Origin of the sequence: Micromonospora sp. NPDC005324 (assembly GCF_040607155.1) — a bacterium.
Taxonomy (GTDB): domain Bacteria; phylum Actinomycetota; class Actinomycetes; order Mycobacteriales; family Micromonosporaceae; genus Micromonospora; species Micromonospora trifolii.
Window position 1 is genome coordinate 210029 of record NZ_JBEXGE010000005.1, and the last position, 14541, is coordinate 224569.

Sequence of the window (14541 nt, forward strand, 5' to 3'; positions counted from 1 at the left end):
CCACCCAACGGGGTGGGCCGGCCGCCCTGTGCGCGCTACGCGCCGCCGTGCGGCCGGCGCAGGCCCCGAAACGGCGAGCGGGTCAGTCGGCGCTGGCCAGACCGATCGCGAACGCCTCCTCCAGGTCGTGCTGGGAGTACGCCCGGAAGGCGATGTGCGACTCGGTGTTGAGCACGCCTTCGACCTTGGAGATGCTGCCCGCGATGACCTGGGCGATCTGGTCGAACTCGCGGACCCGGACGATGGCGATGAGGTCGACGTGCCCGGCCACCGAGTAGACCTCGCTGACACCGGGAAGGTTGGCCAGGTTCTCCGCCACCTCGGGGATCGCATCGGTGGCGCAGTCGATCAGCACGATCGCGGTGATCACGGGGCATTTCTCCGTTCGTCGGCGTCGTCGCCCATGCTAGATGTTCCAGCTCGAGACCGGAGGCGGGAGCCGTCGGCCCTCAGCCCTGGGCGGGGCAGGGCACTGTCAGGTCGCTCCCGGCCCGGATCACGTTCCGCAGCCGCTCGCCGGCCCGTACTGTCGCGCCCGGCCACACCACCGTGCGGAACACGTCGCCGGCCACCCGCGCGCCCGCGCCGACGACCGACTCCACGCAGCGGCCGGTCACCGTCGCGGACTCCTCAACGAGAACGCCGCCGGCAGCGGCGTGCAGATTGGCCGCCAGGTAGTCGGCCGGGGTGCCGGTGTCGACGAACGTGCCCGGGTAGGGCACCACGGCCAGCGCGCCCGCCGCCTCGGCCGGACGCCACACGGCGCGGACCAGGTCCGAGAAGACGACCGGCAGGTCCCGGACCAGCCGCCAGGGCAGCAGCGAGAAGCCGGTGAAGCAGTGCCCGGCGAAGGTGCCCGGCGCCGCCGGGTCCGCGGCGGGCTGGCCGAGCAGGCGTACGGTGTGCCCGTCCCAGCCGTCGAGCAGGGCGACCACGTCCGGGCCCGGGGGAGCGGCCAGGTCGGCGAGGTACGCGTCGGCGTTGCCGACCAGGACCGGCCGCCCGTCGATCCAGTCTCGCAGGTTGGCCACCCCGCCCGCAGTGCCCAGCGGGTCGCCCGGCTCCACCGACAGGTGGGCGCGGTCGCCGACGTGCGCCACCACCTGGTCGCCCAGGTAGCAGGCGTTCACCGCTACCCGGTCGGGACCGCTGAGGCCCAGGCCGGCCAGCCGCGCCAACGCCCGGTCCAGCAGGGGTACGTTGCCCACCGGGCAGAGCGCCTTGGGCACCCGTTCGGTGAGCGGGCGCAGCCGCGTGCCCTCGCCGGCGGCCAGCACCACCGCGCACAGCTCCGTCGGCACACCGGCCGCGACGGTCACGGGGTGTCGTCGGGCACCGGTGGCGGGAACTGCCCGGCCAGCGGCCCGATGTCGTAGTAGGCGAGCAGCCGGGCCGTCGGCCAGGTCAGCTTGGGCAGGTCGTCCAGGGGGTGCCAGGCGGCCTCGAAGACCTCCCCGCCGTCGACGGTCAGCTCGGTGCTGGACGCCGGCACCTCGGCCTCGAAGACCATGTCCACCCAGCCCTTGGCGTGCACGATCGCGTTCGGCACCGCCGGGCGCAGCCGGGACGGTGGGAGCCGGACGCCGGACTCCTCGAACAGCTCACGGGCCGCGCCCACCACCGGGGCCTCGCCCCGGTTGAGCAGGCCGGCGGGGAGTGACCAACCCTTGCCGGGCGGCTGGCGCAGCATGAGCAACCGACCCGCGCCCGTCGCCTCGGTGTCCCGGACCAGGGTCACCGCGCCGACGATGTACTTGGGCACGGCCAGTCGGACCAGACGCCGACGCACCGGCAGCGGCAGTCGGTAGAAGGCCTGGTAGAAGAGGGCCCGACCGGTGGCGCGGGAGCGGGGGATCATGACTCCAGGCTAGTGGTCACGAATGTCCCTCGGACGCGCTGGGGCCTGTCGGGTCACTGTCGATGGTCGACCAGGTCGATGAGCTGGCGAACCACGGTGTCCGGTTCGATCACCCGGTCGAAGACCGCGACCAGCAGGGTCTCCAGGTCGGGGTAGCCCAGCTCCTCGGAGAGGCGCAGCAGCGGCAGGTCACTGGCGAGGCCCCGGTTGTGCTGGCGCAGGGCGAGCCCGATGGTGGCCCGACCGAGGCGCACCTTGTCACTGATCGTGATGCCCGGTTCGGTGTGCTCGGCGAACCACCGGTTGATCTGCATCTGCGCGTGCGGCGACTTGACGAAGGTCAGCCACTCCCGCCGGGGGCCGCGCGGCGCCACACCGGCCTCGAAGCCGTTGTCGCCGTCGTTCTCGGTGAAGATCTCCACCACGTCGCCCTCGTCCAGCTCCGAACTGAGCGGGGCAAGCCGACCGTTGATGCGTGTGGCGAGGCAGTGGTCGCCCCGGTCGTTGCCCAACTCGTACGCGAGGTCGACAGGCGTGGCGCCGGCCGGTAGGACGACCTGCCGTCCGTCGGCGAAGACCTGGATCTGCCCCTCGGCCAGGTCGCAGCGCAGCGACTCGTAGAACTGTGCCGGGTCGGCGGCGTCCGGTTCCCAGTCGAGCACCCGCCGCAGCCAGTCCAACTGCTCGGCACGGGCCGCGGCGGTGCTGCTGCCGGAGTGGGGGAAACGGAAGTCGGCGGCGATGCCGTACTCGGCCGAGCGGTGCATCTCCTCGGTGCGGATCAGCACCTCCACGGTGCGGTCCTGGGGGCCGCACACGCTGGTGTGCAGCGACCGGTAGAGGTTGTTCTTCGGTGAGGCGATGAAGTCCTTGAAACGGCCGGGCACCGGTCGCCAGGTGCCGTGGATCGCGCCCAGCGCGGCGTAACAGTCGGTGGCCGGGCCGTCGACCACCACCACGATGCGGGGCAGGTCGTACGGGGCGGTGTGGCCGCCGGCGATGGTGTCCTTCCAGATCGAGTAGAGGTGCCGGGGACGGGGGCTCACCTCGGCGTCGACGCGGCTGCGGCGCAGCGCCACCCTGGTCCGGGTGGCCACCGAGTCGAGGTACGAATCCCAGCCCGGCCGATCGTGCACGTGCCGGGCCAGCCGGGCGTGCTCGTCGGGCTCAAGGTGCAGCAGCACCACGTCGTCCAGCTCGCGTTTGAGGGTCTGGATGCCCAGCCGGTCACAGAGCGGGACCAGCACCTCCTGGGTCTTGCGGGCGATCCGTTCCCGCGACGACGCCGAGCGCACCCCGAGCGTCCGCATGTTGTGCAGCCGGTCGGCCAGCTTGATGATCAGCACCCGGACGTCCTTGGCGGCCGCGACGATCATCTTGCGGACCGTCTCCGCCTCGGCGGCCTTGCCGTAGAACGCCTTGTCGAACTTGGTCACCCCGTCGACCAGGTGGGCCACCTCGCCGCCGAAGTCCTCGGAGAGTGCCTGGAGGGTGTAGCGGGTGTCCTCTACGGTGTCGTGCAGCAGCGCCGCGACCAGGGTGGTGGTGTCCATCCCCAGCTCGGCACAGATCTGCGCCACCGCGAGGGGATGGGTGATGTACGGCTCCCCGCTCTTGCGGAACTGCCCGCGGTGCATGTTCTCCGCGATCGTGTAGGCCCGGCGCAGCACCGCGGGGTCGGTGCCGGCGTGGATGCCCCGGTGGGTGCGGACCAGTTGGGTGACCGGGTCCGAGTCGGTGGTTGGCCAGCTGAGCAGCGACCGCAGCCGGCGGGCGAGCGGCAGCTCACCCGGCTGTGTCGGCAGGGCGCCCCCCAGGGCGGCGCCGTGTCCGGCGTCGACGTCCACGAGGGACACCTCCTCACCCCGGCTCCACACCGCCGGAACCCGGCGGGGGAGCAGGCCCACGAATCGGGCAGGACTGCACTTCTCTAACAGCCTAAGCGAGTCGACGTAGTCCGATCGGTCAGTTGGTCATGAGCGTTCGGTCGAGAGTTGGTGGGACGCGCCGCTCTCGGCCTTTGCCAGCAGGTCACGGAACCGGGCCGCGCCACTCGCCGGAGAGGACCAACCGGAGGACATCTCGACGAGTCGGGTCTCCGGTCGCTCCAACCAGGACAGGATCCGCTCGGACTCCTCGGCGGTGGCGGCCGGCACCGGGCCGTGCCCGCCCGACACCGTCTCGGCGGTGGCCCGGATCGTGGTCAAGGTGGGCCGCGGGTGCACGCCCGGCGGGGACACCCCCGCGCCGGCCAGCCGGCCGTGCCGGACCAGCGCCAACTCCCAGCCGCCCTGGGCGGCCGGCCGGGCCGCGGCCAACTCGACGATCCCGGTCAGCGCGGCCAGCCGCTGCATCCGCACTGTGGCCCGCAGCACGGCGGCCAGCCGGGACCGCACCACGGCGGCCTCCTCGTAGCGCTGGTCGGCCGAGAGCACGTCGATCCGCGCGAGCAGCGCGTCCACCACCGGCTGGGGGTCGCTGGCCGTCGCGGTCCGGAAGGGCGCGGCGGCGCTGTCGTCGTACTCCTCGGGGGTGATCTTGTGTTCGCAGGGCGCCGGGCAGCGACCCAGCTCGGCCAGCGCGCAGGCCGGCGTGACGGTACGCAGCGAGAGCCGGTGCGTGCACTGGCGCAGCGGCACCGCGTCGTGGAAACCGGCGGCGGCCAGCTCGGCGGCCCGCCGGGAGGTGAACGGCCCGAGGTACGCGGTGTCGGTGGGGGAGAGGTCGCGGACGATCGACAGCCGAGGGTACGGACCGTCGGTCAGCTTGAGCCAGACCATCCGTTCCGGGTATTTGGACCGGCGGTTGTACGGCGGGGCGTGCGCGGCGATCAACCGCAGCTCACGGACCTCCGCCTCCAACGAGTGGGCGCACTCCACCGCCTCGACCCGCTCGGCCGCGCCCAGCATCTCGGAGATCCGGGCACGCTTCTCGCCGGCGGTGAAGTAGCTGCGCACCCGGGTGGCGATGTCGACGGAGGTGCCCACGTAGAGCGGCCGGTCGTCGGCGGCCCGGAAGATGTAGACCCCCGGGACCTTGGGCAACCCCTCGGCCAGGTGCCGTTTGCGGCGCTGGGTCGGGGTGACCGCGCGGGCGAACTCGATGGCGTCGCCGATCGTGTCCACCCGGTGCCCGCCCAGCCGGCCGATCAGCCCGTGCAGCACGTCGACGGTGGCCTTCGCGTCGTCCAACGCCCGGTGGTTGGGCTGGGTGGCGGTGCGGAAGTAGGCGGCCAGGGTGCCCAGCTTGCGGTTGGGCACCTCGTCGCGGGTCAGCACCCGGCGGGCGAGCGCCGCCGTGTCCAGGACCCGGGGGTTGGGCCAGCGGTAGCCGTGCTTGGCGCAGGCGGCCTTGAGGAAGCCCACGTCGTAGGGGGCGTTGTGGGCCACCAGCACCGCGTCGTCGATGAACTCCAGGAAGCTCGGCAGCACCTGCTCGATCGGTGGCGCCGGCACCAGCATGGCCTGGGTGATGCCGGTCAGCACTGTGATGAACGGTGGAATCGGCTGGCCCGGGTTGACCAGGGTCGCCAGCACCCCCAACTGCTCGCCACCGCGCACCTTGACCGCGCCGATCTCGGTGATGCCGCCGCCGTCCGGCGCGCCGCCGGTGGTCTCCAGGTCGACCACCACGAAGGTGGTCGCGTAGAGCGGCAGCGCCGGGTCCACCCCGCCCACCGCCGGGTCGAGACCGGCCAGTGACTCCTGGACGTACTCCGCCTGTGCCATCGGCGGCACGCTAGCGCCACGGTCCGACACTCCCGTCGCAGCCGTCCCATCAGTCACCATGGGGCTAGGATGAGAGATCGGCTCACTCACCGGGCGGTGGGCCCGGTCGCGGTGGGAGACTTGCCACATGCCCCTCACCGAGCCGTACGACGACCACCTCCCGCAGGAGGATCCGGTCGCGCTCGACGGGGCCCTGGGCAACCCGGACGACAACGTAGTCAACGACACATCTGGCGCATCAGGCCCGACGACGGGCGACGTCCCCGCCGCCGAGCCGGAGCCGACCCTGCCCGAGCCGGTCCGGCAGCGGATCGTGACGCTCACCGCGGCGGTGCTGCCCACCCTCCCCACCGACGAGGTCCCGGTGCCGTTGCGCCGGGTGGCCAAGTTCGCCCCCAACCGACGTGCCCGGCTCGGCGCGCCGGTCATCGCCGCTCAGCTCACCGCCGACCCGCTGTTCCGGCAGCGGGTCACCGCGCGGGTCCTGGCCGACGCCGGTGACCTCGGGGCGGCAGTGGTCGAGGGCACCGCGCCGGCCGCCGCCGACCCGGTCGAGGTGGCCGCGCTGGCCTACCTGGCCCGGCCCCGTGGCTGGCGGGAGCTGATCGACGCCAGCGGCGCGGCCGTGCGCGCCGAGGCGGACAGCGCCGTCGTCGCCGAGTTGGTCCGCGAGGCCGAGCAGCGGGCCACCCGGGCCGAGCACGACCGGGCGGTGGCCCGGGTCGAGGCCGAGAAGCTCCGCGACGAGCTGGCCCGCGTCCGCGAGGAGTTGGGCCAGCTCCGGGAGGAGTCCCGGCAGGTGGCCCGCACCCTGCGGGAGACCCAGGCCCGCGAGCGGAAGGCCAGCGAGCTGCTGGCCACCGAGCGCGGCCGGGCCGCCCGTGCCAGCGCCGACGTGGACGCCGAACTCCGCCGCGCCCGAGCCCGGCTGGCCGAGGCCGAGGCCGCCGCCGGGGTGGCCCGGGCCAGCGCCAAGGAGGCGCGCTCGGTCGACGACGCCCGGCTCTGGCTGCTTTTGGAGACCATCGGCCAGGCCGCCGTCGGGCTGCGCCGGGAGCTGGCGCTCGATCCGGTGGACAAGCTCCCCGCCGACTTCGTCGCCGACGCCTTCGCCGAGCAGCCGGGCACCGCCCCGGCCGGCCCCGCCGCCCGCGCCCGCGACACCGACGACCCGGCCCGGCTCGACCAACTGCTCGCCCTGCCCCGGGCGCACCTCGTGGTGGACGGCTACAACGTCACCAAGCGTGGCTTCGGCGAGATGTCCCTGGAGCAGCAGCGCAAACGCCTGATCACCGGGCTGGGCGGGATCGCCGCGCAGACCGGCGACGAGGTCACTGTGGTCTTCGACGGCGCCGAGCGGATGCACGGGCTGCCGCCCGCGCCGCGCGGCGTGCGGGTGCTCTTCTCCCGCAAGGGTGAGACCGCCGACGAGCTGATCCGGCGACTGGTGCGCGCCGAGCCGGCGGGCCGGCCGGTGGTCGTCGTCTCATCGGACCGCGAGGTCGCCGACGGGGTACGCCGGCACGGGGCGTACCCGCTGGGCGCGGACTCGCTGCTACGGCGGCTCGCCCGCTCCTGACCCGTCCTGGTCAACCCGGCTGTCGTACCCGAACGCTAGCGTCGCTGCTGTCGCTGACAGGAGGGAGTCGCCATGGCACAGGACGACGTCACGGTCTTCGTCGACCGGGACCTGCGGGGTGCCCGGTTCAACAGGTCGACGCTGGCCGGCGCGGTGATGCGCGGCGTCGATGTGGATGGTCTGGACATCGACGCGCCGTGGATGGCCGAGGGCACGTTACTGGTCAACGGCGTCGATGTGGCGCCGCTGGTGGAGGCCGAACTCAACAGGCAGTTCCCCGGGCGCGACCTCCGGCACGCCAAGAATCCGGATGACCTCCGCGTGGCGTGGGCGGCACTCGAACGGGCCTGGGCGGCTGCTGTCGACCGGGCCGTGTCCATGCCCGAGGGTGCTGTCGACGCCTCGATCGACGGTGAGTGGTCGTTCGCGCAGACACTGCGCCACCTCGCGTTCGCCGCCGACACCTGGCTGGGCAAGACGATCCGGCAACTGCCGCAGCCCTTCCACCCGCTCGGGCAACCACACGCCGAGTACGAGACCGACGGCTTCGACATGTCGATCTTCGCTGTCGAGCAGCCGACGTTCGCCGCGACCCTGCGGCTGCGGGCCGAGCGGCAGGCGATGGTGCGCGACTTTCTCGCCGCCGTCACACCGGCCCTGCTCGCCGAGACCCGGCCGGCCGCCTGGTGGCCCGACAAGCAGGTGACCGTCCTGCACTGCCTCCACGTGATCTTCGACGAGGAGTGGCAGCACCTCCGCTTCGCCCTGCGTGACCTCGACGCACAGGGCTGAGATCTCGCCCCCAACGGCCGCGCGGGCTGTGGTCGATCAGGTGGTCGGTAGTCGCCGGGCCAGCTCACGACGCAGTGCGTCGGGGCCCGGCGTCATCCAGGTGAGCCGGACGACCAGTTCGTAGGGGCCGCGCCCGGGAGTCGACCACTGCCCGGGTCGCATGGGGGGCCGCGTCTGCTCCGGGTCGAGTGGCCTGACCACCAGCCGTGGGTCCAGGCGGCCTCGAACCTGGGCGCTGGCCATGTTGACCCAGTCGATGCTGAGCCCGGTCCCGTTCGGTCCGGTCAGGTGCAGCGTCTCGTCGGTCAGCCGTAGCGGCAGACGAGGCTGACGGCGCAGCTGCCAGTTCGTGGTCAGCGTGATGACGGCGCCGATCATGCCGAACCGCAGCAGCACCTGCCACCACACCTCGTCGAACACCGTCGTGTAGAAGGCGAGGAGGGCCGCCAGACCCAGCACGATGAGGACCATGGCGAGGCGGTGTCGGCGCGGGGAGTACCGGAAGTCCACGACTGACGAAGCATCGAGGTCGGCCACCATCGCCCAGTGCCCGGGTGGCCGCTCGGTCAAACGATGCCCTCCCTCGCTTGATCGACACGACGTCCTTGCTGTCGGGGCTTCCGGCCGGGTGGGATACCCGATATCGCTGACCTTAAGTGGATCTAGCCCTGAAACGGGCGGTCGGACGGGGTTCCTGTCGTACCCGGTGGTTAGTGTCGATGTCACCGACGGTGCCCGGTCGGCGACGGCAAGAATTGCCCCGGGCGCCGCGAGCCGATCAGGAGGTGTGATGCTCATCGACTGCGACGGGTGCGCGAAGCGGGCCGACGGCTGTTCCGGCTGCCCGCTGACCGCCCTGTTCGACGAGACGTCCCCGGCGGCCGGGTTGGTCGCCGCCGAGGTCGAGGCCATCGAGGTGTTCGCCCGGGCCGGCTTCGACGTGGAGGTGCTGACCGCGCCCGCGCGCCCGGAGGCCGCTCGCCGCCGTGCCACCCGCCGCGTCGCCTGAGCGCGACACCGCGCCCGGAAGCGGGCTTCTCGCGGGCCATAGGATGAGCGGTCACGGCGGGAGGAGCGGCGCGATGAACGGGGAACAACTGGCGGTGACGCGGTGACCCCGCGCGGCTGGGCGCTGCTGACCCTGGCCGGGCTGACCATCGCGCTGGTCGTGCTGGCCGCGCTGCTCATCCCGTGGCACCGCCCGCCGGCACCCCGGGCCGACCAGCTCGCCGCGCTGGGTGACCTGCCTGCCGAGCAGGTGGCGAAGGGTCGGGAGTTCCGGGCCGCGCTGCGCCCCGGCGGCTATGCCGCGCTCGCCGTGGGGCTGCTGATCGCCCTCGCGCTCGGGCTGACCCCGCTGGGCAGTCGCCTGGTCGAGCTGGTGGGCCGGCCGTTCGGTGGGCACTGGGCCGCGCAGGCGGTGCTCGGCGGGCTGGCGGTGGTGCTCGTCGCCGACCTGGTGACGCTTCCGTTCGCCGCCTGGCGGCAGAGCGTGCTCACCCGCTACGGGTTGAGCACCAACGGCTGGAGCGGCTGGGCGGTCGACCTGCTCAAGTCGTACGCGGTCAGCGCGGTGATCGGCGCGGTGGCGCTGTTCGGCTTCTACGCGGTCATCCGGCTCGCGCCGCGCTGGTGGTGGGCGTTCGGCGCGGCCGGCGCCGCGGTGCTGGTGGTGCTGCTGTCGTTCGTGCTGCCGGTGCTGGTGGAGCCGGTGTTCAACCGGTTCACCCCGATGGAGCAGGGCCCGTTGCGCACCGAGCTGATGAGCATGGCCGCCCGCGACGGGGTGCCGGTGCGCGATGTGCTGGTCGCCGATGCCTCCCGGCGCACCAGGGCGGTCAACGCGTACGTCTCCGGTCTCGGGCCGACCCGACGGGTGGTCGTCTACGACACGCTGCTGCGTGAGGCGACACCGGCCGAGGTGACCGCCGTCGTGGCGCACGAGTTGGGGCACGCGAAGGACTCCGACGTGGCGGCCGGCACGCTGACCGGGGCGCTGGGCGCCGCGGCGGCTGTGGTGGCGCTCTACCTGCTCGGCTCGTGGGGGCCACTACTGCGGTTGGCCGGTGTCGACTCGGTGGCCCAACCGCGCGCGTTCCCGCTGCTGGTCGCCCTGGTCACGGTGGCCGGGCTGGTGGCCGCTCCGGTGCAGGCGCTGATGTCCCGACGGGTGGAGGCGCGGGCCGACGCGCACGCGCTCGCGCTCACCACCGACCCGGAGTCGTTCGAGTCGATGCAGCGCCGGCTCGGCTCGGTCAACCTCGGCGACCCCGACCCGCCCCGCTGGGAATACCTCTACTCGGCCTCACATCCGTCCACAGTGGAGCGGATGGCCGCCGCCCGCGCGTACGCCCGGGAGGTCGGCCGATGAGCCGTACCCTGCTGATCACCAATGACTTTCCGCCCCGCCCGGGTGGCATCCAGTCGTTCGTGCACAACCTCGCCGTCCGTCAACCGGCCGGCTCGGTCGTCGTCTACGCGTCGAGCTGGCGCGGGGCCGCGAAGTTCGACGCCGACCAGCCGTTCGAGGTGATCCGGGAGCGCACCCGGGTGTTGTTGCCCACCCCGTTGATCGCCCGCCGGGCGGCCCGGTTGGCGCGCGCGTACGACTGCGACACGGTGTGGTTCGGCGCGGCGGCCCCGTTGGGTCTGCTCGCGGCCGGCCTGCGGCGTCGGGCCGGCATCCGTCGGGTGGTGGCGCAGACCCACGGCCACGAGGTCGGTTGGGCGGCGGTGCCGGCCGCCCGGCCGGCGCTGCGGCGAATCGGTCGAGGTGTGGACGTGACCACCTATCTCGGCGAGTACACACGTAGTCGGTTGGCCCGGGTGCTGGACGGGGTGACCGAGCTTCGCCGTCTCGCGCCCGGGGTCGACGTGGACACCTACCACCCGAGCGTGGACGGTGAACAGGTCCGGGCCCGGCTCGGGTTGACCGACCGTCCGGTGGTCGTCTGTGTGTCCCGGCTGGTGCCGCGTAAGGGCCAGGACACCCTGATCCGGGCCCTACCGGAGATCCGCCGCAGGGTGCCCGACGCGGCGCTGCTGATCGTCGGTGGCGGGCCGCACCGGGCGACCCTGGAGAAGCTGGCCCGCCAGACCGGTATGGAACGGGACGTGGTGTTCACCGGCACTGTGCCGTCGGTCGAGTTGCCGGCGCACTACGCGGCCGGCGACGTCTACGCGATGCCGTGCCGCACCCGCAACCGCGGCCTCGACGTCGAAGGGCTGGGCATCGTCTACCTGGAGGCATCCGCGACCGGCCTGCCGGTGGTGGCCGGTGACTCCGGGGGCGCACCGGACGCGGTCCGGGAGGGGGAGACCGGCTACGTGGTGCGCGGCCGGGACGTCGCCCAACTCGCCGACCGGGTCGCCCGGCTGCTCGCCGACCGGGACCTGGCCCGTCAGTTGGGCGCGGCCGGCCGGGCGTGGGTGGAACGCGAGTGGCGCTGGGAGGCGCAGGCGGATCGCATGGCGGCACTGCTCGCCGGCTGATCGCCGCCCGCGTTCAGCTCTCCCGGGCGGGCGCGTAGCGCGGCACGTACTCCTGGCCCGTGAGCTGCTGGATCGCCGCCATCACCTCGTCGGTGACAGTCCGGATGTCACGCGGCCCGTTGATCCGGTCGGCGACCGGGATCGGCGGGCCGAACCGCAGGGTGACCGGGTGTCGACGGGGCAGCCGCGCGTCGACCGGTAGCACCTCGGCGGTGCCGAGCACGCCGACCGGGATGATCGGCACCCCGGCGTCGCGGGCCAGCCGGGTCATCCCGACCCGGCCCCGGTAGAGCCGCCCGTCCGGGGAGCGGGTGCCCTCCGGGTAGACGGCGACCAGGCCGCCGGCGCGCAGCACCGGTATGGCGGCGTCGAGGGCGCGCAGGGCGGCCCGACCGTCGGCGCGGTCGACCGGGATGGCGCCCATGCCGGCGACGATCCGCCGGTTGAGCCAGCCGCCCGGACCTCGCCCGTTGAAGTACTCGACCTTCGCCCAGAAGGTGACGTGTCGGGGCGTCGAGGCGACGAGAAACAACTCGTCGGCGACGGACAGGTGGTTGCCGGCGAGGATCGCGCCGCTGTGTCGGGGCAGATGCTCCAGCCCTTCCACCCGGGGTCGCCAGCCAAACCGCAGCGCGGTGCGGACGGTCAGCTTGGTGACGTCGTACAGCAGGGGCACGTGTCCTCCGGGGTCGAGTTTCAGGCGGGCGCGGGGCCGAGGTGGGCCTCCAACGCGGCGCGCAGCAGGGCGTCGTCGTCGGTGGCACCGGTGGCCAGCGGCAGGCTGCCCCAGGCCCAGAGTTGGGCGATGCCGTGCACGTTCGCCCAGAGCGCGCCGGCCAGCACCGCCGCGGGCGCGTCGGTGGGCCGGCGCGCCTGCGCCACCAGGTCGGCCAGCACGGCGAACAGCGGCAGGCTCGTCTCGCGCAGCCGAAGCCGGCCGCTGTCCAACAGGTCGTGGCGGAACATCAGCTCGAACATGCCGCGGTGGGCCGCCGCGAAGTCCAGGTACGTCCGGGCCAGCGCGGTCAATCGGGTACGCGGGTCCGGACCGACGTCACACAACGTCCGCTCGACCTGTGCGGTGAGGTCGGCGAAGCCCTCCCGGGCGATGGCGGAGAGCAGGTCGACGTGGGTGGGGAAGTAGCGGCGCGGCGCGCCGTGCGAGACCCCGGCACGACGGGCGATCTCCCGTAGCGACACCGCCGACTGACCCTCGCGCAGCACCAGGTCCACACCGGTGGCCACCAGCCGCGCCCGCAGCCCCGTCTCGTCCGCGTCCATAGACATTGTCTACCAGGCGAGGTAGACGCTGTCTACCTGGCCTGCGGACCTCCCCGGCGCCAGCGCCGTGCAACGAGGTCAGCGGATGCGGGCCAGGATGCGATCGGCGGGGGCCGGGCGGCCGAAGTGCCAGCCCTGGGCGGCGTCGCAGCCGATCGCGCGTAGCCGCTCGGCCTGCCCGGCGGTCTCCACCCCTTCGGCGGTGACGGTCAGGTCCAGCGCGTGCGCCAGCGACACCAGCGAGGCGAGGATCCGCTCGTCGGTGCGGCCGACGGAGGGCGACCGCAGGCCGGCCACGAACTCCCCGGCCACCTTCAGCTCGGTCACCGGCAGGTCCCGCAGGTACGCCAGGTTGCTGTAGCCGGTGCCGAAGTCGTCGATGGCGATGCGTACCCCGAGGTCGGCAAGGACCCGCAGGGCGCGGACGGGCTCCTCGGCGGTGCTCATCATGGTGCTCTCGGTGATCTCCAGTTGGAGCCGCTCCGGTGGCAGGCCGGTCTGCCGCAGCAGCGCGCGGACCTCCTGCACCAACCCGGGCCGGTGCACCTGTCGTACGGCCAGGTTGACGCTGACGAACGGCGCGGCGGCACCCCCGGCCGACCACGCCTCGGCCTCGCGGCACGCCTCGGCCAGCACCCAACCGCCCAACTGGACGATCAGGCCGGTCTCCTCGGCCAACCCGATGAAGCTGTCCGGGCGCAGGACCCCCAACTCGGGATGCCGCCAGCGGACCAGCGCCTCCACGCCGACCAGGCTGCCGTCGCGCAGTGAGGTCAGCGGCTGGTAGTCGAGGTAGAACTCGCCCCGCTCCAACGCCGCCGGGATGGCCGCGGAGAGCGCGTAGCGGGCCAGCTCACGTTGGTTGCGCTCGGCGTCGTAGAGCGCCCAGCGCGCCCCACCGGCGGACTTCGCCCAGTGCAGGGTGCTGTCGGCGGCCCGCATCAGGTCCGTGGGGTTGGCCCCGGCCACCTGGCGCTCGACGATGCCGATGCTCGCCGAGATCTGCAGCTCGTGCCCGTCGACCAGCGCCGGGGTGCGTACCGCGGCGAGCGCGGTCTCGGCCACCGCCACCATGTCGTCGGTGCCGGCGGAGCGTTCCACCAGGATGACGAACTCGTCGCCGCCGAGCCGGGCCACCAGGTGCTCGCCCATGGCCTTGCGCAGCCGTTCGGCCACAGTGGCCAGCAGCAGGTCACCGATCTGGTGCCCCAGGGTGTCGTTGACCACCTTGAAGCGGTCCAGGTCCAGGAAGCACACCCCGACCCGCTGCGCGCCCCGGCCCGGCTCGTTGAGCGCGGCGGCGAGGCGCTCGGTGAACAGCGTCCGGTTGGGCAGGCCGGTGAGCGGGTCGTGGGTGGCCTGATGCCGGAACCGGGCCTCGCTGGCCCGCAGCGCCCGCTCGGCCTGGGTGCGGGCCCGCATGGCGGCGCGGCGGATCGACTCCTGCTCGTCGAGCGTCCGGTCGCGCAGCGCGCGGGCGTAACCGGTCGCCACGGCCGCCAGCAGCCGGGCCATCCGGTCCTCGACGTCCTCGGCCACCAAACCCAGGTCGCGCACGAGGCGGAGCTGGATGACCTCGACGGTACGACCCAGCCCTTCGGCGGACGCGATGTGCGCGGCGACCAGCTCGGCGCCGACGCGGTGCCCGGCACGCAGGTCGAACGGCTCGGTGAGCAGCGCCCCGGCCAGTTGCCCGGTGAGCCGGTCCAGCAGGGACTCCAGCTGGGCCTGGGTCATCGGTAGGTAGCTGGTGCCGGAGACCGCCTTCGCCCAGGCCCGGGCGAACGTCCCCGGGTAGGAGGTCGCTGCGG

Annotated in this window: 14 protein-coding genes; 5 read left to right on the forward strand and 9 right to left on the reverse strand. The window is 73.2% G+C overall.

Annotated features, from left to right (window positions below; translation table 11 throughout):
- Window positions 1-82: 82 nt before the first annotated feature.
- From ABZS40_RS07565 to ABZS40_RS07585, 5 genes are all read right to left on the reverse strand, one after another.
- The gene (locus tag ABZS40_RS07565; protein WP_238680081.1) at window positions 83-370 is read right to left on the reverse strand and encodes an Lrp/AsnC ligand binding domain-containing protein; all 288 of its coding nucleotides are present in this window, start codon (window positions 368-370) and stop codon (window positions 83-85) included.
- Between the two features lie 79 nt (window positions 371-449).
- Window positions 450-1319: a sugar phosphate nucleotidyltransferase gene (locus ABZS40_RS07570; RefSeq protein ID WP_354942526.1), complete on the reverse strand. Its 870-nt coding sequence runs from the start codon at window positions 1317-1319 to the stop codon at window positions 450-452.
- Window positions 1316-1858 (reverse strand): NUDIX domain-containing protein, encoded by a 543-nt coding sequence (locus tag ABZS40_RS07575; protein WP_091407528.1) that lies wholly within the window; start codon window positions 1856-1858, stop codon window positions 1316-1318. The genes ABZS40_RS07570 and ABZS40_RS07575 overlap by 4 nt, the downstream gene beginning before the upstream one ends.
- A 53-nt stretch (window positions 1859-1911) precedes the next feature.
- Window positions 1912-3705 (reverse strand): HD domain-containing protein, encoded by a 1794-nt coding sequence (locus ABZS40_RS07580; RefSeq protein WP_354942589.1) that lies wholly within the window; start codon window positions 3703-3705, stop codon window positions 1912-1914.
- A gap of 126 nt (window positions 3706-3831) precedes the next feature.
- Entirely contained in the window at window positions 3832-5586 is a 1755-nt protein-coding gene (locus tag ABZS40_RS07585; RefSeq protein ID WP_354942527.1) for a DEDD exonuclease domain-containing protein, read from the reverse strand.
- Between the two features lie 127 nt (window positions 5587-5713).
- Between ABZS40_RS07585 and ABZS40_RS07590 the strand changes: the two genes are divergently transcribed.
- Window positions 5714-7165, forward strand: a complete 1452-nt coding sequence (locus ABZS40_RS07590) for an NYN domain-containing protein (protein WP_354942528.1) — start codon at window positions 5714-5716, stop codon at window positions 7163-7165.
- 72 nt (window positions 7166-7237) lie between these two features.
- Entirely contained in the window at window positions 7238-7957 is a 720-nt protein-coding gene (locus ABZS40_RS07595) for a DinB family protein (RefSeq protein WP_354942529.1), read from the forward strand.
- Between the two features lie 36 nt (window positions 7958-7993).
- Here ABZS40_RS07595 and ABZS40_RS07600 read toward each other — a convergent pair whose 3' ends face one another.
- Complete coding sequence (locus ABZS40_RS07600; RefSeq protein WP_354942530.1) at window positions 7994-8527, reverse strand: hypothetical protein; 534 nt, start codon at window positions 8525-8527, stop codon at window positions 7994-7996.
- Window positions 8528-8747: 220 nt separating this feature from the next.
- Between ABZS40_RS07600 and ABZS40_RS07605 the strand changes: the two genes are divergently transcribed.
- The 3 genes from ABZS40_RS07605 (at window position 8748) to ABZS40_RS07615 (ending at window position 11449) form a co-directional block, all read left to right on the forward strand.
- Window positions 8748-8966 carry a hypothetical protein gene (locus ABZS40_RS07605; protein WP_196925337.1) on the forward strand — a complete coding sequence of 73 codons (219 nt, stop codon included), beginning with the start codon at window positions 8748-8750 and terminating at the stop codon, window positions 8964-8966.
- Window positions 8967-9068: 102 nt separating this feature from the next.
- The gene (locus ABZS40_RS07610; RefSeq protein ID WP_354942531.1) at window positions 9069-10328 is read left to right on the forward strand and encodes a M48 family metalloprotease; all 1260 of its coding nucleotides are present in this window, start codon (window positions 9069-9071) and stop codon (window positions 10326-10328) included.
- Window positions 10325-11449, forward strand: a complete 1125-nt coding sequence (locus ABZS40_RS07615; protein ID WP_354942532.1) for a glycosyltransferase family 4 protein — start codon at window positions 10325-10327, stop codon at window positions 11447-11449. Before ABZS40_RS07610 ends, ABZS40_RS07615 begins: the two co-directional genes overlap by 4 nt.
- A gap of 13 nt (window positions 11450-11462) precedes the next feature.
- On the opposite strand, the gene ABZS40_RS07620 is transcribed toward ABZS40_RS07615, so the two are convergent.
- The 3 genes from ABZS40_RS07620 to ABZS40_RS07630 all read right to left on the reverse strand — a co-directional run bounded on the left by ABZS40_RS07620 (window position 11463) and on the right by ABZS40_RS07630 (window position 14467).
- The gene (locus ABZS40_RS07620; RefSeq protein ID WP_354942533.1) at window positions 11463-12125 is read right to left on the reverse strand and encodes a lysophospholipid acyltransferase family protein; all 663 of its coding nucleotides are present in this window, start codon (window positions 12123-12125) and stop codon (window positions 11463-11465) included.
- Window positions 12126-12145: 20 nt separating this feature from the next.
- Complete coding sequence (locus tag ABZS40_RS07625; protein WP_354942534.1) at window positions 12146-12730, reverse strand: TetR/AcrR family transcriptional regulator; 585 nt, start codon at window positions 12728-12730, stop codon at window positions 12146-12148.
- 78 nt (window positions 12731-12808) lie between these two features.
- Window positions 12809-14467: a bifunctional diguanylate cyclase/phosphodiesterase gene (locus tag ABZS40_RS07630; protein ID WP_354942590.1), complete on the reverse strand. Its 1659-nt coding sequence runs from the start codon at window positions 14465-14467 to the stop codon at window positions 12809-12811.
- Between the last annotated feature and the right edge of the window lie 74 nt (window positions 14468-14541).

Bases quoted from the DNA above. Each gene is read 5' to 3' on its own strand.
- ABZS40_RS07590 (WP_354942528.1), top strand. From the start codon at position 5,714: ATGCCCCTCACCGAGCCGTACGACGACCACCTCCCGCAGGAGGATCCG.
- ABZS40_RS07585 (WP_354942527.1), bottom strand. From the start codon at position 5,586: ATGGCACAGGCGGAGTACGTCCAGGAGTCACTGGCCGGTCTCGACCCG.
- ABZS40_RS07595 (WP_354942529.1), top strand. From the start codon at position 7,238: ATGGCACAGGACGACGTCACGGTCTTCGTCGACCGGGACCTGCGGGGT.
- ABZS40_RS07625 (WP_354942534.1), bottom strand. From the start codon at position 12,730: ATGGACGCGGACGAGACGGGGCTGCGGGCGCGGCTGGTGGCCACCGGT.
- ABZS40_RS07630 (WP_354942590.1), bottom strand. From the start codon at position 14,467: ATGACCCAGGCCCAGCTGGAGTCCCTGCTGGACCGGCTCACCGGGCAA.
- ABZS40_RS07615 (WP_354942532.1), top strand. From the start codon at position 10,325: ATGAGCCGTACCCTGCTGATCACCAATGACTTTCCGCCCCGCCCGGGT.
- ABZS40_RS07605 (WP_196925337.1), top strand. From the start codon at position 8,748: ATGCTCATCGACTGCGACGGGTGCGCGAAGCGGGCCGACGGCTGTTCC.
- ABZS40_RS07575 (WP_091407528.1), bottom strand. From the start codon at position 1,858: ATGATCCCCCGCTCCCGCGCCACCGGTCGGGCCCTCTTCTACCAGGCC.